The organism is Pseudomonas sp. 18-147, from assembly GCF_051048045.1.
In the GTDB taxonomy this organism is placed as follows: Bacteria; Pseudomonadota; Gammaproteobacteria; order Pseudomonadales; family Pseudomonadaceae; genus Pseudomonas; species Pseudomonas aeruginosa.
Window position 1 is genome coordinate 5,779,563 of record NZ_CP182296.1, and the last position, 17,436, is coordinate 5,796,998.

18 protein-coding genes are annotated in these 17,436 nt (G+C 68.5%); 10 read left to right on the plus strand and 8 right to left on the minus strand.

Translation table 11 applies throughout. The features are described from left to right. Positions 1–18 precede the first annotated feature (18 nt). Together ACM0M4_RS27410 and ACM0M4_RS27415 are read left to right on the plus strand one after the other, a co-directional pair. On the plus strand, positions 19–552 hold the full coding sequence (locus ACM0M4_RS27410; protein ID WP_003095503.1) for a ferritin-like domain-containing protein: 534 nt from the start codon (positions 19–21) through the stop codon (positions 550–552). Positions 553–827: 275 nt separating this feature from the next. Beyond that, a complete protein-coding gene (locus tag ACM0M4_RS27415) occupies positions 828–1,106 on the plus strand; it encodes a hypothetical protein (RefSeq protein WP_034006934.1) in 279 nt (92 codons plus the stop codon). A 113-nt stretch (positions 1,107–1,219) separates the two neighbouring features. On the opposite strand, the gene ACM0M4_RS27420 is transcribed toward ACM0M4_RS27415, so the two are convergent. The 3 genes from ACM0M4_RS27420 to ACM0M4_RS27430 are packed head-to-tail and all read right to left on the minus strand — an operon-like array spanning position 1,220 to position 3,272. Then, entirely contained in the window at positions 1,220–1,984 is a 765-nt protein-coding gene (locus ACM0M4_RS27420; protein WP_115288893.1) for a molybdopterin-dependent oxidoreductase, read from the minus strand. Continuing rightward, a complete protein-coding gene (locus ACM0M4_RS27425; RefSeq protein ID WP_031685076.1) occupies positions 1,981–2,595 on the minus strand; it encodes a cytochrome b/b6 domain-containing protein in 615 nt (204 codons plus the stop codon). The genes ACM0M4_RS27420 and ACM0M4_RS27425 overlap by 4 nt, the downstream gene beginning before the upstream one ends. A 53-nt stretch (positions 2,596–2,648) precedes the next feature. Next, entirely contained in the window at positions 2,649–3,272 is a 624-nt protein-coding gene (locus ACM0M4_RS27430; RefSeq protein WP_031685079.1) for a hypothetical protein, read from the minus strand. Between the two features lie 137 nt (positions 3,273–3,409). Here ACM0M4_RS27430 and ACM0M4_RS27435 point away from each other — a divergent pair, with 137 nt between their 5' ends. Together ACM0M4_RS27435 and ACM0M4_RS27440 are read left to right on the plus strand one after the other, a co-directional pair. Further along, on the plus strand, positions 3,410–4,099 hold the full coding sequence (locus tag ACM0M4_RS27435; protein ID WP_003095515.1) for a heavy metal response regulator transcription factor: 690 nt from the start codon (positions 3,410–3,412) through the stop codon (positions 4,097–4,099). Then, positions 4,078–5,469, plus strand: a complete 1,392-nt coding sequence (locus tag ACM0M4_RS27440; protein WP_034055304.1) for a heavy metal sensor histidine kinase — start codon at positions 4,078–4,080, stop codon at positions 5,467–5,469. The genes ACM0M4_RS27435 and ACM0M4_RS27440 overlap by 22 nt, the downstream gene beginning before the upstream one ends. Here ACM0M4_RS27440 and ACM0M4_RS27445 read toward each other — a convergent pair. The 3 genes from ACM0M4_RS27445 to ACM0M4_RS27455 form a co-directional block, all read right to left on the minus strand. Further along, on the minus strand, positions 5,460–6,776 hold the full coding sequence (locus ACM0M4_RS27445) for an MFS transporter (RefSeq protein ID WP_003095519.1): 1,317 nt from the start codon (positions 6,774–6,776) through the stop codon (positions 5,460–5,462). The genes ACM0M4_RS27440 and ACM0M4_RS27445 overlap by 10 nt on opposite strands. Before the next feature lie 219 nt (positions 6,777–6,995). After that, entirely contained in the window at positions 6,996–8,108 is a 1,113-nt protein-coding gene (gene desB / locus ACM0M4_RS27450) for a fatty acid desaturase DesB (RefSeq protein WP_004352579.1), read from the minus strand. Continuing rightward, positions 8,105–9,205 (minus strand): ferredoxin reductase, encoded by a 1,101-nt coding sequence (locus ACM0M4_RS27455; protein ID WP_003123551.1) that lies wholly within the window; start codon positions 9,203–9,205, stop codon positions 8,105–8,107. The genes desB and ACM0M4_RS27455 overlap by 4 nt, the downstream gene beginning before the upstream one ends. Positions 9,206–9,363: 158 nt before the next feature. Between ACM0M4_RS27455 and desT the strand changes: the two genes are divergently transcribed. From desT to ACM0M4_RS27480, 5 genes are all read left to right on the plus strand, one after another. After that, the gene (desT, locus tag ACM0M4_RS27460) at positions 9,364–9,993 is read left to right on the plus strand and encodes a TetR family transcriptional regulator DesT (protein ID WP_003107570.1); all 630 of its coding nucleotides are present in this window, start codon (positions 9,364–9,366) and stop codon (positions 9,991–9,993) included. A gap of 229 nt (positions 9,994–10,222) precedes the next feature. Next, positions 10,223–10,726 carry an urease accessory protein UreE gene (ureE, locus tag ACM0M4_RS27465; protein ID WP_003095526.1) on the plus strand — a complete coding sequence of 168 codons (504 nt, stop codon included), beginning with the start codon at positions 10,223–10,225 and terminating at the stop codon, positions 10,724–10,726. Further along, positions 10,723–11,394, plus strand: a complete 672-nt coding sequence (locus ACM0M4_RS27470; protein WP_003095528.1) for an urease accessory protein UreF — start codon at positions 10,723–10,725, stop codon at positions 11,392–11,394. Before ureE ends, ACM0M4_RS27470 begins: the two co-directional genes overlap by 4 nt. 10 nt (positions 11,395–11,404) lie before the next feature. Continuing rightward, entirely contained in the window at positions 11,405–12,019 is a 615-nt protein-coding gene (gene ureG / locus ACM0M4_RS27475) for an urease accessory protein UreG (RefSeq protein WP_003095530.1), read from the plus strand. 29 nt (positions 12,020–12,048) lie between these two features. Further along, entirely contained in the window at positions 12,049–12,621 is a 573-nt protein-coding gene (locus ACM0M4_RS27480) for a HupE/UreJ family protein (RefSeq protein ID WP_003116120.1), read from the plus strand. Between the two features lie 16 nt (positions 12,622–12,637). On the opposite strand, the gene ACM0M4_RS27485 is transcribed toward ACM0M4_RS27480, so the two are convergent. Both ACM0M4_RS27485 and ACM0M4_RS27490 read right to left on the minus strand, forming a co-directional pair. Next, on the minus strand, positions 12,638–13,660 hold the full coding sequence (locus ACM0M4_RS27485) for a FecR family protein (protein ID WP_054375809.1): 1,023 nt from the start codon (positions 13,658–13,660) through the stop codon (positions 12,638–12,640). Next, positions 13,653–14,189: a sigma-70 family RNA polymerase sigma factor gene (locus ACM0M4_RS27490; RefSeq protein WP_003112302.1), complete on the minus strand. Its 537-nt coding sequence runs from the start codon at positions 14,187–14,189 to the stop codon at positions 13,653–13,655. Before ACM0M4_RS27490 ends, ACM0M4_RS27485 begins: the two co-directional genes overlap by 8 nt. 197 nt (positions 14,190–14,386) lie before the next feature. Between ACM0M4_RS27490 and ACM0M4_RS27495 the strand changes: the two genes are divergently transcribed. Next, the gene (locus ACM0M4_RS27495; RefSeq protein ID WP_079867662.1) at positions 14,387–17,323 is read left to right on the plus strand and encodes a TonB-dependent receptor; all 2,937 of its coding nucleotides are present in this window, start codon (positions 14,387–14,389) and stop codon (positions 17,321–17,323) included. Positions 17,324–17,436 lie beyond the last annotated feature (113 nt).

Below are 17,436 nucleotides of genomic sequence, written 5' to 3' on the forward strand. Positions count from 1 at the left end.
GCCTCAAGGAGAAAACCGATGACCACCGTTCAACTGACGGACGTCCAGACCCTTCGCGACCGTGCCCGCAAGAACATCCAGGAAGGCGCGGTCACCGAAGGCTATTCGGCCGATCGCCAGACCGTCCTGCGCCTGCTCAACGAAGCGCTCGCCACCGAGCTGGTCTGCTTCCTGCGCTACAAGCGCCACTACTTCATGGCCACCGGCCTTAAGGCGAGCATCGCCGCCGCCGAGTTCCTCGAGCACGCCAACCAGGAAATGCAGCATGCCGATCAGTTGGCCGAGCGCATCATGCAACTGGGCGGCGAGCCGGACTTCAATCCGCGCGGCCTGGAGGAGCGCTCCCATGCCGAATACGTCGAAGGCAAGACCCTGAAGGACATGGTCACCGAGAACCTGATCGCCGAGCGCATCGCCATCGACAGCTATCGCGAGATCATCACCTACCTCGGTAACGACGACCCCACCACCCGACGCATTTTCGAGGAAATCCTGGCCCAGGAAGAAGAACACGCGGACGACATGGCCGACATCCTCGACGACCTCGCCTGACTCCAGAGCAAGACCCATCCGAGAGCCGGCGCCCGCAGCGCCGGCTTTTCTTTTCGCCTTATTTATCCAATTTATCGATTAAATAGAGAAAAGCTAACTATCCTTTACGAAATCTTCTACATCACAAAAATAATAAACTAACTTACTGATAAATAATAAGAAAACACATAATCACCCATGTCGATAGACACTATCATCGCACTTCGTTTTTAAATCGACTTATCCGAACTGAAAATGACTCCAACGCAATCGACAACCCACTCGGAGTCACCGTCATGAAAGCTTCCCTGATCCTCGGCCTCGCCCTCGCCCTCGCCACCCTGACCGCCAACGCCGCCTTCGCCGCCGACGGCTCCAGCCGCACCATCGACCGGCTGCACCAGGACATGTCCAGCGTCGAACTGCGCATCGCCGACAACGGCAGCGAGCAGACCATCGACCGCCTGCACAAGGACATGACCAAGGCCGAAGCCCGCCTGGCCGACAACGGCAGCGAACAGACCGTGGACCGCCTGCATCGCAGCATGAGCCGTTTCGACCTGCGCACCGCCTGACCGCTCGCTACGCCGCAAGGCGCGAGAAAAGCCCGGCTCGATGCCGGGCTTTCCTATTTTCCCATCCCTGTCGCGCTGGGCGCATGGCCCGAGGCAAGCCGCACTCTCCCGCCTCAGACTCCGCTGAACCAGTTGTAGCCCTGGTCCTCCCAGTAACCTCCGGGATTGCTGTTGCTGACGAAGATCTCCACCACGTGCTTGGCGTTCTTGAAGCCGAGCTTGGTGGGAATCCGCAGGCGCAGCGGATAGCCGTTCTCCTCCGGCAGCGCCTGCCCGGACATCTCCAGCGCCAGCAGGGTCTGCGGATGCAGCGCGCTGGGCATGTCGAGGCTGGAGTAGTAGCGGTCGGCGCACTTGAAGCCAACGTACTTCGCCGAGGTGTCGGCGCCGACCAGCTCCAGGAAGGTGCGCAGCGGCACTCCGCTCCACTGGCCGATCGCGCTCCAGCCCTCGATGCAGATCAGTTGCGTGACCTGGCTGGCCTGCGGCAGCCGGCGCAGTTGCTCCAGGCTCCAGGGGCGCTTGTCGCGGACCCGCCCGGAAACCTGCCGGTATTCCGGCAGGTCGATCTCCGGCACGTTGTAGGCCGGGTAGAACGCGTTGAAGGGGAACGGCGAGGCCACCTGCGACGGATCGAAGGTCGGCGCCAGCCGCGTACGGCTGAACAGCCAGGCCTGGACCCGGTCGTTCCAGCGCGACATGGCCCAGAGTACCTTGTCGACCGAATCGCCATCCTGTAGCCGGCACCCCGAGAGCATCGCCAGGGCGCCCAGGGACAGGCCGCCGCGCAACAGCAGGCGGCGTTGCAAATCGACCATCTGCCGCTCGCTGGACGGGTCGACCGCGATCTTCGCGCGCTTCTTCTCCGGCCCCTTCATCCTTCGCTCCTCCGTCCGCGCCGCCACTCGCGTCCGATGATCATCGGCAGCAGGGTGCGCGGCACCAACAGCACCAGCAGCAGGTGCACGACGACGAACCCGACGACCCCGGCCATGGCCAGGAAATGCACCCAGCGCGCACCCTGGAAGCCACCGAACAGCGCGGTCAGCCCGTGCAGTTGCACCGGTTTCCAGATCGCCAGCCCGGACAGCACCAGCAGCGCACCGAGCCCCAGGACCAGCCAGTACAGCAGGCGCTGCACCGCGTTGTAGCGGCCCGGCTCATGGACCAGGCGCAGGCCGAGGGCGAGGCGCAGGTCGCGCCAGACGCCGGCCGCGCTCAAAGGCAGGAAGTCGCGACGAAAATGCCCGCTGGACAGTCCGTGGGCGAGGTAGCACAGGCCGTTGCCGAGCAGCAGCCACATGGCGGCGAGATGCCAGGCGATGGAACCGCCGAGCCAGCCGCCGAGGGTCGCCCAGGCGGGAAAACGGAAATCCAGCAGCGGCGAAGCGTTGTAGATGCCCCAGCCGCTGCCGATCAGGCAGGCCATGGCATAGGCATTGAGCCAGTGGCAGAGTCTCACCGGCCAGGCGTGCAACGCACGGTTCATGGCTTTTCTCCCAGGAAACCCGGCCGGGACGGACGCGCCGTCCCGGCGAAACCTCACATCGGCGGGGTCACGCCGTCCTTGCCGACCGAGATGGCCAGGGCGGTGAGGCTGCCGTCGGCGCCCTTCTGCGGGAACAGCACGACCTTGGCGCCACGCTTGAGCAGGCTGCGCTCGCCCGGCTCCAGGCTGACGATGGGCACGTCGTCCGGCACCACCACGGTCTTCTCGCCATCGCCGTATTTCACGGTCATGCGCCGGCCCTGGCTGACCACCAGGTTGCCGACCGTACCGTTGGTCATGGTCGAGGCGCTGCCATCGGCGTTCTCCCAGGGCCGGTGGCCTTCGCCGCTGCCGCGCAGGCTGGGGGCGAAGACATGCACCTCGAGGGCCTTCAGGGTGCCGTCGGGCTGCGGCACGGCGGCGGTGCCGATGAAGCTGTCGGGCTGGATGTCCTCCGGCTTCGCCAGCGACACGGCGCGGATCGCGGTCTTGTCGGTGAGCCTGACCGTCAGTTGCTGGCCGTTGCGGGCCTTCAGTTGCAGGTGGTCGTCGGCGGCCTGCTGGATGGTGCCGCGCAGCGGCTGCAGCATGCCCGCAGGCGGTTGCGCGGCGAAGCTGGCGGCACTGGCCAGGAGCAGGCCGAAGAACAGCGCGGGGGAAGCCTTGAGTCGAAGCATCGGTCGATCCTCGGTGGGGTTGAGCCTCGATGGTCGCCCCGCCGGCGGTACCCGGAGATGACTTTCGCATGACAAAAATGTCACCGAATCCGCGCCGCGCGCTGGCTAGAATGGCGGCGAACGAGGGGGAACGAGACATGCGCATCCTGGTGATCGAAGACGATACGAAGACCGGCGAGTACCTGAAGAAGGGCCTCGGCGAGTCGGGCTATGCGGTCGACTGGTCGCAGCACGGCGCCGACGGTCTCTACCTGGCGCTGGAGAACCGCTACGACCTGGTGGTCCTCGACGTGATGCTGCCCGGCCTGGACGGTTGGCAGATCATGGAAGTGCTGCGCAAGAAGCACGATGTGCCGGTGCTCTTCCTCACCGCCCGCGACCAGCTGCAAGACCGTATCCGCGGCCTCGAACTGGGTGCCGACGACTACCTGGTGAAACCCTTCTCCTTCACCGAGTTGCTGCTGCGTATCCGTACCCTGCTGCGCCGCGGCGTGGTCCGCGAGGCAGAGCAGGTGCAACTGGCCGATCTGCAGCTGGACGTGCTGCGGCGCAAGGTCAGCCGCCAGGGGCAGGTGATCGCCCTGACCAACAAGGAGTTCGCCCTCCTGCACCTGCTGATGCGCCGCGAGGGCGAGGTGCTGTCGCGCACCCTGATCGCCTCGGAGGTCTGGGACATGAACTTCGACAGCGACACCAACGTCGTCGACGTGGCGATCAAGCGCCTGCGCGCCAAGGTCGACAATCCCTTCCCGAACAAGCTGATCCATACCGTGCGCGGCATCGGTTACGTCTGCGAGGAGCGCCCGTGCCCGCCCGCCGCTCCCTGACCCTCTACGCGGCGCTGCTGTTCGCCGCGGTGGCGGCGCTGGTGGTCAGCGCGGTCGGCTTCTACCTGTACCGCTCGGTGGAAGAGGCGATGCTGCGGCGCAGCGACGTGATGGTCGCCGGCCGGGTCGAGCACTTCCGCAACCTGCTGCGCGACAACCTCACCCTGGCCGAGCTGAAGGCGCGCCCGCGTCTGTTCGAGAACATGCTCGGCAACGAGCAGGACATCCTGCTCCTCGGTCAGCCCGGCGAGGCGCCGATCGTCGCGGTCAACCCGCGCCACGAACGCCTGCCGTCGCTACGGGTGGTCGCCGCCGGCCAGGCGTTGAATCCGTCCGTCGTGCACGCCGCGCTGACCCACGACGGCATCCCGATGCGCGTGCTCGCCGCCGAGGTCCTGGTCGGCGGCCGCGAGCCGTTGCAGATCACCGCCGCGCACCTGCTGCTGGGCGAGACGCGGATGCTCGCCCAGTACCGCGACCGGGTCATCGCCGCCGTGCTGCTGGCGTTCCTCGGCACCGCCCTGCTCGGCTGGCTGGTCCTGCGCCACGGCCTGCGCCCGCTGCGCACGCTGGCGGCGAAGGCGGCGGAGATCCATCCGACCAGCCTGGATACCCGCCTCGACGTCGCCGCCGCGCCTGCCGAGTTGCAGCAGGTGGCACAGTCGTTCAACGCCATGCTCGAACGCCTCGACGACGGCTACCAGCGCCTGCAGCAGTTCTCCGCCGACCTCGCCCATGAGATCCGCACGCCCATCGGTTCGCTGATGGGCCACGGCCAGGTGGCCCTGCGCCAGCCGCGCAGCAACGAGGAGTACCAGGCGCTGATCGCCTCCAACCAGGAAGAGCTGGAGCGCATCGCGCGGATGGTCGAGAGCATCCTGTTCCTCGCTCGCGCCGACGACGTGCGGGCAGCGGTGGAGCGCAGCCGCCTGGACCTGGGCGAAGAACTGCGGCGCCAGGCGGAGTATTTCGAAGGGCTGGCCGAGGAACGTGGGCTGAGCCTCGACATCCAGGTCAGCGGCCAGCTACGCGCCGATCCGCAACTGTTCCGCCGGGCGCTGAGCAACCTGCTGGCCAACGCCATCCGCTACGCCAGCGCCGACAGCCTGATCGAAGTGCGCGGCCTGCGCCGCTCGGGGGAATTCCTGCTGAGCGTGGAGAACGCCTGCGACAGGCTGCCGGCCGAGCCGCTGTCGCGCCTGTTCGACCGCTTCTACCGTGGCGACGCCGCGCGCAGCGACGCCCAGTCCAGCGGTCTCGGCCTGGCCATCGCCCAGGCGATCATGCGCCTGCACGGCGGCCGCGCCGAAGCGAGTGCACCGGCTCCGGGACGCATCCGCTTCGACCTGGCGTTCCCGGCTCAGGACTGAGCGGGTTTCTCGCCGGCGTCCGGCTCGCCGTCGGAGCGGCCGATATTCGCCGGCGCCTCCACCACCAGCTCCTCCGGCACTTCCTCGACGCGCGGGTCGAGGGTGGCGGCCATCGGGCTGACCGTGTCCGGCATCGCCACGTGTTGCAGCGGCGCCTCGTCGACCCGGTGTTCGCCGGTGACGCGCTTGGGCTGCACCCAGAACACCAGCAGCACCGCGTAGCCGGACACCAGCATGTAGAACAGTCCCGGACCGAAGTGGCGCATCAGCGCGCCGGCCACCAGCGGACCGATACAGGCGCCGACCCCGTAGGTGGTCAGGAGCATCGCCGACAACGCGACCCGGCGCGGCTGCTCGACGTGGTCGTTGGCCAGCGCCACCGCCAGCGGATAAAGGGTGAACAGCAGCATGCCGGTAACGAACCCGTTGGCCAGCAGCAACCAGTACGGCAGCGTCACCAGCCCCCACATCGGGATCGAGGCCAGGCACAGCAGCACCGCATTGCCGCGGATCAGCCAACTGCGGTCGAGGCGGTCGGACAGCCAGCCCAGCGGCCACTGCGCACAGAAGCCGGCGACGATGCACATGCCGACGAAGAAACTCGATTGCGAGGCATCCAGGCCGTTGCGGTTGGCGTAGACCGGCGCCAGGCCGTAGAAGGCGCCGACCATCAGGCCGGCGATGAAGATGGTGCCCAGCGCCTGCGGCACGCGCTGCCAGAAGAAACGCACTTCCAGCGGCGCGGCGACCAGCTTGGCCGGGTGCACGCGCCGGGTCATGGCCAGCGGGATCAGGCACGAGGCGAAGCAGATGGCGACCAGCAGCAGCGGCTTGTAGTCGAGGGTCGGGCTCAGCGCCAGCAGGCCCTGGCCGAGCACCAGGCCAAGGTCGACGGCGACCATGTAGCCGGCGAACACCTTGCCGCGCTGGTGGCTCTCGGCCTGCTCGTTGAGCCAGCTCTCGATCACCATGTACTGGTTCATCATCACCGCGCCGGTGATGAAGCGCAGCAGCAGCCAGACTTCCAGCTGATCGACCAGGGCATGCAGCAGCACGGTCACGGTGGCAATCCCGGCGCAAGCCACGTAGGAACGGATATGGCCGAAGCTGGCGATCAGCTTGTGTCCGAATTTTCCACCGCAGACCAGGCCGAAATAGTAGGACGCCATCAGCCCGCCGACCCACAGGTCGCCTGCGCCTTCCTGGGTCAGGCGCAGGCCGATGTAGGTGGTGAACAGGCCGGAGCCGGCCAGCATGAGCAGGGTGGCGGTGTAGAGCGCGGGAAAGGTGACGAGCGGGCTGAACATGACGGTTCCTGGACGGACGGGCCCCACGGCCGGCATCCGCCGAGCATTGTTAGATTCGGGAAGGATCGACGCTGCTGGCCGATCGCGGGCGCAGGCCGTCCTGCGTTCGGCGAGACTCCGACGCCACGCGGCGGCCGGAAGCCACGTCGCGGTGCACAGGGCGGCATTATCCCCGCTCCGGAGCGGCCCCGCCACGGGCGCCGCGAGCGTTCCGTCGGCTCAGCCGCGCCCCGCCGGGAGGGGCTCGCGCGGCGGCAGCCGATATACCCAGATGCGCCGCAAGACAGTGAGGAATTGCCGTCCCAGGCGTCCGCTGTTGTAGGTCTGCCCGTAGCGCCGGGCGATTTCGCGGACCTCGCGGGACAACGCGGCGTAGCGACGCGCCGGCAGGTCCGGGTAGAGGTGGTGCTCGATCTGGTGGCTGAGGTTGCCGGTCAGGATGTGGAACAGCGGCCCGCCCTCCAGGTTGCTGGAGCCGCGCAACTGGCGCAGGTACCAGTGGCCACGGGTCTCTCCCTCCAGCACCGAGGGCGGGAAGACCACCGCCTTCTCGGTGAAGTGGCCGCAGAAGATCACCGTGAAGGTCCACAGGTTGCGCAGCACGTTGGCCAGCAGGTTACCGACGAACACCGCGCCGAAGCCGCCGGCGAACAGGCCGAGAAGCGGGAACAGCAGGTAGTCCTTGGTCCACTGGCGACCCAGCTTGGCACGCAGGCGGCGTAGCAGCGGCATGAGTTCGGCCTTGTCCAGGCGCCCCTTGGCGTACTTGTCCAGGCGCAGATGCTGGATCGCCACCGCGTACTGGAACAGCAGCGCCTGCAGCGTCACCCACAGCGGTTGCCAGCGGTAGAACGGCTTCCAGCGCTGCTCCGGGAACAGGCGCACGACCCCATAGCCGACGTCGTCGTCCTTGCCCAGCACGTTGGTGTAGGTGTGGTGGATATGGTTGTGGGTGTGCCGCCAGAAGTCGGACGGCCCGGCGATGTCCCACTCGTAGGCGCGGCCGGCGAATTCCGGATCGTTCATCCAGTCGTACTGGCCGTGCATGACGTTGTGGCCCAGCTCCATGTTCTCGAGGATCTTGCCCAGGCCGAGAAGCAGGCTGCCGAGCAGCCAGGTCGGCGGCAGCCAGCCGAACATCAGCAGCGCCCTGCCGCTCCAGCAGCAGACGCGCACCGCCGCGCGGACCCGGCGGATGTAGCGCGCGTCGTCCGCGCCGAGATCGGCCAGGGTACGCAGGTGCAGGGCATCGAGTTCGGCGCCGAAGGCCGCCAGTTGTTCCGGGGTCAGTTCGCGGTCGTCGCGCATCGCAGGGCTCGCAGGTCGGTTCACAGGTCCAGCGCCAGGTCGCCGTGGGCGGCGCTGACGCAGAGGCGGATAGGCTGGCCGGGCTCGCTGCACAGCGCGCCGCTGCGCAGGTCGCGCACGCAGCCGCTGAGCAGGACGCAGGTGCAACTGGCGCAGATGCCCTGGCGGCAACCGTGGGCCGGGCGCAGGCCGTGGGCCTCGGCCTGTTCCAGCAGGCTGGCGGCGCTGTCGCCGGAGACTTCCCGCTGCGACCGGGCGAAGCGCAGGCGCACTTCGCGCGGCGCCTCCCCGCTGCGCCAGCGCGGGACGCTGAAGGATTCCGTCTGCAAGCCGGCGAAGCGTGCCCCCAGTTGCTCGCCCACCGCCTCGACGAAAGCCGCCGGCCCGCAGGCCAGGGCCTGGCTGCGTGCCAGGTCGGCTGCCCAGCCGTCCAGGTGGCGCGGCTGGAAATGCCCCTCCAGGCAGCCATCGGCCCGCGCCCCGCGGGTCAGGCTCCAGCGCAACTCCAGGTTCGGGTGGCGCGCCGCCAGCGCCTCCAGCTCGCCGAGCCAGGCGCGCTGGCCGGGATGACGGACGTAGTGCAGCCACAGCACGGGACCGCGATAGCCGTTCTCCAGCGCCTCGCGGAGCAGGCCGAGCAAGGGCGTCAGGCCGCTGCCGGCGGCCAGCAGGCAGACCGCCTCGGCCTGCATCGGCCAGCGCAGATCGCCTTGCGCGGGTTGCAACTCGACACGCTGGCCGACCGCCAGGTGTTCGCACAACCAGGGCGAGAGCAGCCCGTCCGGGTGACGCTTGACGGCGATTTCCAGGCGCTCGCCGACCACCCGGGTCAGGCTGTAGCTGCGCCCGACCCGCACCCCGTCGCGCTCCGCCAGCAGCTGGATGTGCTGGCCCGGCCGCGCCGGCGGCCAGCCGGGGGCGGTACGCAGGGCCAGGGCGAGCATATCGTCGGCCACCCAGTAGCGTGCCTCGACCCGCGCATAGTGGCGGTTCAACGACGCCAGCGGATGGGCGTGGCGCAGCAGGCCGTCGACATCGGCCTCACGCAGCCACCCACGGGCGGCGAGACGGCGCAGGGGTGCGAGCAAAGGGGTCAGGAGCGCGAGGGGAAGCAAGGCCATGGAAAATATTTCAGTGAACGATCGTTCACAAAACTTTGCCCGTTCCGCGCAATCGAGTCAACAAGCGTTCACTGATGTATCCTTCGACCGCTGCCGTCCCCGGTTCGACCGGGTCGCAGGGCTTTTGCTACAGTCGCCGGTCCGCCAAAGGAAGCCGTATGTCCTCACCCCGCGCCGAACAGAAACAGCAGACCCGCCACGCGCTGATGAGCGCCGCGCGCCACCTGATGGAAAGCGGGCGCGGCTTCGGCAGCCTCAGCCTGCGCGAAGTGACGCGCGCCGCCGGCATCGTCCCGGCCGGCTTCTACCGGCACTTCAGCGACATGGACCAGCTCGGCCTGGCGCTGGTCGCCGAAGTCGACGAGACCTTCCGCGCCACCCTGCGCGCGGTGCGCCGCAACGAGTTCGAACTGGGCGGGCTGATCGACGCCTCGGTGCGCATCTTCCTCGACGCGGTCGGCGCCAACCGCTCGCAATTCCTCTTCCTCGCCCGCGAGCAATACGGCGGCTCGTTGCCGATCCGCCAGGCCATCGCCAGCCTGCGCCAGCGCATCACCGACGATCTGGCCGCCGACCTGGCGCTGCTGAACAAGATGCCGCACCTCGACGGCGCGGCCCTCGACGTGTTCGCCGACCTGGTGGTGAAGACTGTCTTCGCCACCCTTCCGGAGCTGATCGACCCACCCGCCGCCGATCTGCCGCCGCACCTGATGCCGGCCGCGAAGATCACCCACCAGCTGCGTTTCATCATGATCGGCGGCAAGCACTGGCACGGCCTGCCCGGCTGACCCCGCACCTCCCCAGCGGACCTCCGGCTCGGCGTTCGTCCGCGGACTAGACGCGCGCGCACCTTTCCGGTGCGGCAAAAAAGTCGTTGCGCACCAACCTGGCGCGCTGCAATATTTTGTTACATCCCTATGGCCCCGTTTTCCCGGTACAGGCGTCCCGCATCGACCTGGCAAGGCCCTTGCTGGTGCTTGTTGTGATCCCTTTCCTGTCGCATTGCGGAAACTGCCCATGCTGGTCATCCACCAACGCCTGCCCGCCCGCTCGCCCCGCTGGGACGAAGAACTCCACCTGACCTACGAGGCGCGCAGCAAGAGCCGCCTGCGCTGCTTCGCGGCGAGCGGCGAGGAGGTCGGCCTGTTCCTCGAGCGCGGCCAGCCTCCGCTGGCCGACGGCGACTGCCTGGAGGCCCGCGACGGTCGCCTGGTGCGGGTCGTCGCCCGCTCCGAACGTCTGCTCCACGTCACCTGCGCCAGCCCGCTGGAACTGACCCGAGCCGCCTACCACCTGGGCAACCGTCACGTCGCCCTGCAGGTCGGCGACGGCTGGCTGCGCCTGCTCGACGACTACGTGCTGAAAGCCATGCTCGAACAGCTCGGCGCCACGGTGGAGGCCATCGAGGCGCCGTTCCAGCCGGAGCACGGTGCCTACGGCGGAGGCCACCACCACTCGCACCATGGCGAGGCGGAGTTCAACTACGCGCCGCGCCTGCACCAGTTCGGCGTGCGCCGGTGAACAGCATCTGGGCGCGCCTGCGCCTGGCCAGCTCGCAGTTGCCGATCGGCGGATACAGCTATTCCCAGGGCCTGGAGGCGGCCCTCGACAATGGCTGGGTGCGCGACGCCGAGAGCGCGCGGACCTGGCTGGTCGACCAGCTGCAACTGAACCTGGCGCGCTTCGAGGCGCCGCTGCTGGCCGGCCTGCTGCGCGCCGCGCTGATCGGCGACTGGGCCGCCTGCGATGCGGCCAGCGAACGCCATAGGGCCAGCCGCGAGACCCGCGAGCTGGCCCAGGAGAGCCGGCAGATGGGCTTTTCCCTGCACCAATTGCTGGAAGCCCTGCCCGAGCTCGACGCTCCCGGCCGCGCCTGGCTGGCGCGCCAGGACCCGCCCAATCTCGCCGCCGCCTGGGCGATGGCCGCGCGCGCCTGGCGCCTGGACGCCGAGGAGGCGCTGAGTGCCTGGTTCTGGAGCTGGCTGGAAAACCAGTTGGCGGTGCTGATGAAAACCCTGCCGCTCGGCCAACTGGCCGCGCAGAAACTTGCTTCCAGCCTGCTGCCGGAACTCGACCGCGCCTGCGCCGAGGCGCTGCGGCGGCCCGCCGTCGAGGGCAGCGCCGCGTTCGGTCTGGCGCTGGCCAGCATGACCCACGAAACCCAGTACAGCCGTCTGTTCCGTTCCTAGGAGAAACCCCATGACATCCCAACCCCTGCGTGTCGGCATCGGCGGTCCGGTGGGCTCCGGCAAGACCGCCCTGACCCTGGCCCTGTGTCGCGAACTGCGCGAGCGCTACAACCTCGCGGTGGTCACCAACGACATCTATACCCAGGAAGACGCGGAGTTCCTGGTGCGCAACGAGGCCCTCGCCCCCGAGCGGATCATCGGCGTGGAAACCGGCGGCTGCCCGCACACGGCGATCCGCGAGGACGCCTCGATCAACCTGGAGGCGGTGGACCAGCTCAACCGGCGCTTCCCCGGCCTCGAACTGATCCTGGTGGAATCCGGCGGCGACAACCTGTCGGCCACCTTCAGCCCCGAGCTGTCCGACCTGACCCTCTACGTGATCGACGTTTCCGCCGGCGACAAGATCCCGCGCAAGGGCGGCCCCGGCATCTGCAAGTCGGACCTGCTGGTGATCAACAAGATCGACCTGGCGCCGCTGGTCGGCGCCTCCCTCGATGTGATGGACCGGGACGCCCGGCGCATGCGCGGCGACAAGCCGTTCGTGTTCAGCAACCAGAAGACCGGCCAGGGGCTGGACGAAATCATCGCCTTCATCGAGCGCCAGGGCCTGCTGACCGCCGCCTGACGCCACTTCGCAACGACAAGGAACCGCCAATGAAACTGCCCAAGCTGCTCGCCGCCCTCGCCCTGCTCGCCGCGCCGGCGCTGGCCTTCGCCCACCCCGGCCACGGCGAACACGGCCTGGTCGCCGGCCTCGCCCATCCGCTCACCGGCCTCGACCACCTGCTGGCGATGTTCGCCGTCGGCCTCTGGGCCGCCCAGCAACAGGGAGCCGCGCGCCTCGCCCTGCCCTGCACCTTCGTCGGCACCATGCTGGTCGGCGGGCTGCTCGGCTTCGAGGGCCTGCAACTGCCATTCATGGAAACCGGCATCGCCGCCTCGGTACTCGCCCTCGGCCTCTGCGTGGCCCTCGCCGTGCGCCCGCCGCTGCCGCTGGCGATGGCCGCCACCGCGCTGTTCGCCCTGGCCCACGGGGTCGCCCACGGCCTGGAGCTGCCGGCCCTCTCCAGCCCCTGGCTGTACGCGCTCGGTTTCGTCGCCGCCACCGCCGCGCTGCACGCCGCCGGCTACGCGCTGGTGCGCTTCCTGCCGCAGGCGGCCGCGCCCCTGGTACGTCTCGCCGGGCTGGCCTCGGCGGGCGCCGGGGTCTGGTTGCTGGCCGGCTGAGCCGCCGCGCCTCCCCTCAGCGCCTGATCAGCACCCGTCGGCCTTGGTGCACGAGGCGCAGGCCATGGGTCTGTGCCAGCATCGCCAGGGCCAGCTGCAGGTCGTCGACGGGAAAGGTGCCGGAGACACGAAGCGGGTCCAGCGACGGCTCGCACTCGATGCTCTCGCCGCCGTAGCGCATCAGTTCTCCCGCCCACTGCCGCAGCGGCATGTCGTCGGCCACCAGCAGGCCCTGGCGCCAGGCCAGCGCGGCCTCGCTGGCGGACTCGACGGGGCCGATCCGCTGGCGATCGAAGCGCACCCGCTGGCCAGCCTCGATCACCCGGCCATCCGCCGCGCTCGCGGCGCCCTCCGGACGCACCTGGACCGCGCCTTCGTACACCGCCAGCACTGTCTCTGCGCCCTCGCGTCGGACGCTGAAGGCGGTACCCAGCGCGCGCATCAGGCCCTGTTCGGTGCGCACCAGGAACGGCCGCGGCGGCTCGCGCCGATCCGCCGCGGTGCGGAGGTAGATCTCTCCGCGATACAGGCGCAGCAGGCGCTGGCCGGCGTCGTAGCGCACGTCCAGCGCGCTGTCGGTGTTCATCTCGACCTGGCTGCCGTCCTCCAGCACCAGGTCGCGCCGCTCGCCGACGGCAGTGAGGTAGTCGGCGCCGAAGCCGTCGCGCCAGACCTGCGCGCGCCATCCCCACCAGACCAGCGGTGCGCCGCCGAGCAGCAGGGCGAGGCCGCGCAGGACAGCGCGCCGGCCGCTGCCGGACGGACGCTCGAGCGCACGCCGGGCCAGCGCCGGCGGCAGCGAACCGATATTCGCCAGCAGACGCTCGGCGCGCCGCCAGGCGCGCTGGTGCTCGGGGCTGCGCGAGCGCCAGGACTCCAGCTCGGCCTGCTGCGCCGGAGCCAGCGGCCCCTCCTGCATCAGCAGCAGCCAGGAGGCGGTCTCCCTGAGCACCTGCGGGGCGATCGCCTCGGCGGCCGGCGGCCCGGAAAGCTCCGTATCGCCCGCCTGCGGCGCCCGGCGGGAAGCGCGGTCATTCATCGGGCATCAGGCTCAGGCAGGTCACGTAGGCCTGGTGGATGAACTTCTTCACCGTCGGCAGCGCGACGCCCAGCGCCTGGGCGATGTCCTTCTGCTTCATGCCGTCCAGCGTCGCCATCAGGAATGCCTGTTTCACCCGCGGGCGCAGGGTGTCGAGCAGCGCGTCGATCTCGTGCAGGGTCTCGACGATCACGCTCTGTTGTTCCGGCGACGGCTGCAACGGCTCGGGCAGCGTGGCCAGGGCCTCCAGCCAGGCAAGTTCCAGCGATTGGCGACGGCGCCAACTGACCAGCACGCAGTTGGCGATACGGGTGAGATAGGCGCGCGGCTGACGGATCGCTTCACGCTGGCCGCCGTCGCGGCTGGCGAGAATGCGCAGGAAGGTGTCATGGGCCAGGTCGTCGGCCACGCCGCGTCCCCAGGAGCGGAGTCGGTAGGCCAGCCAGTTGCGCAGCCAGGCATGGTTTTCACGGTAGAGCGTGGCGACGCCGTCGCGGTCCGCGGACAGGCAGGAACTCGGCGCATTCATCGGAGGCGCATTCATCGGAATAGTCAGCTGGATTCAATCGCAAATGAAAACTATTATCACTAATTTTGCGTTGACCACAATGCCGGCGACCCTTTCCGTCCGGCCCGCCGAACCCGAAATATCCCTTTTCCGATCTCGTGCGACAGAGGGAATGAGAGCCCGCAATGCCGGGCGCCAACCCTGCGAGCGAAGAAGTCATGTCCCTACAACGCCCTATCCCCAGCCTGGCGCGCCCCTTGTCGCGCCTCTCCCCGCTCACCCTTGCCCTGCGCTGGGCCCTGCTCGGCCTGTCGGCGGCCGGCGCCGGCCTGCTCGGCGGCGACCTGGCCCACGCGCAGAGCGTCGGCCAGCACAGCGCGGCTACCCGCCTGGACGACGCCACGCCGCGCAGCTACGACATCCCGGCGGGTTCGCTGGGCGCCTCCCTGGGCGCCTTCGCCAGCCAGTCGGGCCTGCTGCTGTCCTTCGACCCCGAGCTGACCCGCGGCCGCACGGCGCCGGCGCTCAAGGGTCGCTACAGCGTACTGGAAGGCTTGCAGCGAGTCCTGTCGAACACCGGCCTGCAGGTCGCGGCGGGAACCTCCGGCGCCTACCTGCTGGTCGAGCCGCGCATGTCCGGAGAAGCCCCGGCCGACCTGTCGCCGGTGGTGGTCTCGGCCGCCGAGCTGGCCGATCCGCAGAAGGAAACCTATACCGCGCCGCGCTCGTCGGTGTACCTCTCCAGCGAAGACATCGACCGCTTCGGCCGGGTTTCCGTGGGTGACCTGCTCCAGGGCATCCCGGGCGTACAGGTCGGCGACAGCCGCAACGGTGGCGCGCTGGACGTCAACATCCGCGGCATCCAGGGGCAGAGCCGGGTGGCGGTGCGGGTCGACGGCGCGGAGCAGGCGCTGGACGTCTACCGCGGCTACGCCGGCACCCAGCAGCGCAGCTACATCGATCCCGACCTGGTCAGCAGCGTGACCGTCGACAAGGGTCCCTCGACCCGCTCGGGCGCGATCGGCGGCAGCGTGGAAATGCGCACCATCGGCGTCAAGGACATCCTGGTCGACGGCAAGGACCTCGGCGTGCGCTTCACCGGCGACGTCTGGAACAACGGCGTCGCCCCGCAGCACCGCAGCGCCAGTTCGAAGACCGAGAATCTCAGCAGCGTGCCGCACGATGACCGCGGCAGCCTGTTCGGCTCCCAGGCCAAGTCCGGCAGCGCCGCCTTCGCCTACCGCAACGAGCATCTGGACCTGGTCGCCGCCTATGCGCAGCGCAACCAGGGCAACTACTTTTCCGGCAAGAAAGGCCAGGACCGCTATCGCGTCTACAACCGCTACGGTCGCGAGGAAAGCAGCGTAGCCAAGGTCTACAACGCGGGAGAGGAAGTGCTCAACTCGTCGTCGGAGACCGAGTCCTACCTGCTCAAGGCGACCTGGCGCATCGCCGACGAGCACACCCTGGACCTCGGCTATCGTCGCTACGACGGGCGCACCGGGGAGATCATGCCGTCGGACATCTTCCGTTTCGGCACCGCCGGCATCTACCAGTACCCATTGAGCGAAGTGAAGATCGACACCTACACCGCACGCTACCGTTACCTGCCCGAGAACAATCCGCTGGTGGACCTCAGCACCGGACTGTGGATGACCGAGGCGAAGAGCGACATGCTGACCTCGGTGCTGGCGCCGCGCTCCCAGGCCTATCGCTCCGATCGCAACTGGACGCGCCAGGACAACCGGCGCATCGGCGGCGACCTGAACAACGTGGCGCGCTTCGAAACCGACTTCGGCGATTTCAAGCTCGACCTCGGCGGCTCGTTCCAGGTCGAAGACATCCAGCCGCAGAAAAGCGTGGTCACCACCCTCCACGACATCAACGCCAACCGCACCCTGAGGGACGCCACCCGCCAGGAATACGGCCTCAACGGCAAGCTCGAGTTCAAGCCGGTCGAGCGCCTGACGCTATGGGGCGGCGGCCGCTACAGCCACTTCAACAGCAAGGACAACGGCATCTCCGCCTCGCCGCGGCGCGAGGATCGCGACATGCGCTTCATCACGGTGAGCAGGCCCGGCTACTACGGCTCGATGATGTGGTTCCCCGACCAGAACGGCCAGTACACCGACGCCACCGATCCGCGCCTCAACAACGGCATCGTCACCAACAACACCAACAATCCGTTCGAAGGCATTCCCTTCGACGAGTTCGGCCCGGCCAACGTGACGGTCCATCCCTCGCGGGTCACCAACGTGGTCACCGGCTACAACTACAGCAAGAAGGGCAGCAGCCGCGGCGGCGGTTTCTCGCCGGCATTCGGGATCAATTTCGAGCTGGCCCCGGATACCTTCGTCTACGCCTCCTACACCGAAGGCCTGCGCCTGCCGTCGCTGTTCGAGACCAGCCAGGGCACTCTCCAGGTCGAGCCGGGCAAGGACCTCAAGCCCGAGCGTTCGCGCAGCTGGGAGATCGGTGCCAGCGCGCTGCGCGACAGCCTGTTGGCCGACGGCGACTCGGCGGCGATCAAGCTGGCCTACTTCAACAACACCATCAAGAACTACATCACCCGCTATTACGATCCGGGCCAGATGGGCCTGATGACCTTCAGCAACACCGACAGCTACCGCACCAGCGGTCTCGAACTGCAATCGCACTACGACGCAGGGCGGGTGTTCGCCGACCTGTCGGCGACCTACTACCTGAAGACCGAGACCTGCGACGCCGCCTTCGCCGCCAGGCTGCGCGCCGGCGCCAACCGCTACCAGCGCACCGAGAACACGCCGAACTGCACACCGGGCAGCTTCATGGGCTCCTATACCAACACGCAGAACCCGCCGCGGCTGGCGACCAACCTGACCGCCGGCCTGCGCTTCTTCGACCAGGCCCTGACCCTGGGCGGGCGCATGACCTATACCTCCGGCCCCACCGCCACGGCGGACAAGCCCTGGCAGGTCGGCGCCACCACACCGCAGATCGAGTACCGCTCGGTGCAGTTGTTCGACCTGTTCCTCAAGTACAAGCTGTTCGAGCACACCGAACTGAATGCCTCGCTGCAGAACCTCACCGACCGCTATTACCTCGACCCGCTGGCACAGAGTTTCATGCCCGCGCCCGGGCGTACCCTGCGGGTGGGGATGCAGGCGAAGTTCTGAGCCGCCCTCTCCCCCTCCAGGCGTTGTCGGCGGAGCGCCGCTCCGGTAGGGCGAATAACCGCCCAGCGGCTATCCGCCGAAGCACCGGGCCTCCCGCTCCCCGTCCCTCCGGA

What these genes read in the sequence shown, in the direction of transcription:
- ACM0M4_RS27485 (WP_054375809.1), bottom strand. Translation starts at nt 13,660, where the DNA reads ATGAATGACCGCGCTTCCCGCCGGGCGCCGCAGGCGGGCGATACGGAG.
- ACM0M4_RS27495 (WP_079867662.1), top strand. Translation starts at nt 14,387, where the DNA reads ATGTCCCTACAACGCCCTATCCCCAGCCTGGCGCGCCCCTTGTCGCGC.
- ACM0M4_RS27435 (WP_003095515.1), top strand. Translation starts at nt 3,410, where the DNA reads ATGCGCATCCTGGTGATCGAAGACGATACGAAGACCGGCGAGTACCTG.
- ACM0M4_RS27415 (WP_034006934.1), top strand. Translation starts at nt 828, where the DNA reads ATGAAAGCTTCCCTGATCCTCGGCCTCGCCCTCGCCCTCGCCACCCTG.
- ACM0M4_RS27430 (WP_031685079.1), bottom strand. Translation starts at nt 3,272, where the DNA reads ATGCTTCGACTCAAGGCTTCCCCCGCGCTGTTCTTCGGCCTGCTCCTG.
- ACM0M4_RS27445 (WP_003095519.1), bottom strand. Translation starts at nt 6,776, where the DNA reads ATGTTCAGCCCGCTCGTCACCTTTCCCGCGCTCTACACCGCCACCCTG.
- ACM0M4_RS27420 (WP_115288893.1), bottom strand. Translation starts at nt 1,984, where the DNA reads ATGAAGGGGCCGGAGAAGAAGCGCGCGAAGATCGCGGTCGACCCGTCC.
- ACM0M4_RS27455 (WP_003123551.1), bottom strand. Translation starts at nt 9,205, where the DNA reads ATGGCCTTGCTTCCCCTCGCGCTCCTGACCCCTTTGCTCGCACCCCTG.
- ACM0M4_RS27490 (WP_003112302.1), bottom strand. Translation starts at nt 14,189, where the DNA reads ATGAATGCGCCGAGTTCCTGCCTGTCCGCGGACCGCGACGGCGTCGCC.
- ACM0M4_RS27480 (WP_003116120.1), top strand. Translation starts at nt 12,049, where the DNA reads ATGAAACTGCCCAAGCTGCTCGCCGCCCTCGCCCTGCTCGCCGCGCCG.
- ureE (WP_003095526.1), top strand. Translation starts at nt 10,223, where the DNA reads ATGCTGGTCATCCACCAACGCCTGCCCGCCCGCTCGCCCCGCTGGGAC.
- ACM0M4_RS27410 (WP_003095503.1), top strand. Translation starts at nt 19, where the DNA reads ATGACCACCGTTCAACTGACGGACGTCCAGACCCTTCGCGACCGTGCC.
- desT (WP_003107570.1), top strand. Translation starts at nt 9,364, where the DNA reads ATGTCCTCACCCCGCGCCGAACAGAAACAGCAGACCCGCCACGCGCTG.
- ureG (WP_003095530.1), top strand. Translation starts at nt 11,405, where the DNA reads ATGACATCCCAACCCCTGCGTGTCGGCATCGGCGGTCCGGTGGGCTCC.
- ACM0M4_RS27425 (WP_031685076.1), bottom strand. Translation starts at nt 2,595, where the DNA reads ATGAACCGTGCGTTGCACGCCTGGCCGGTGAGACTCTGCCACTGGCTC.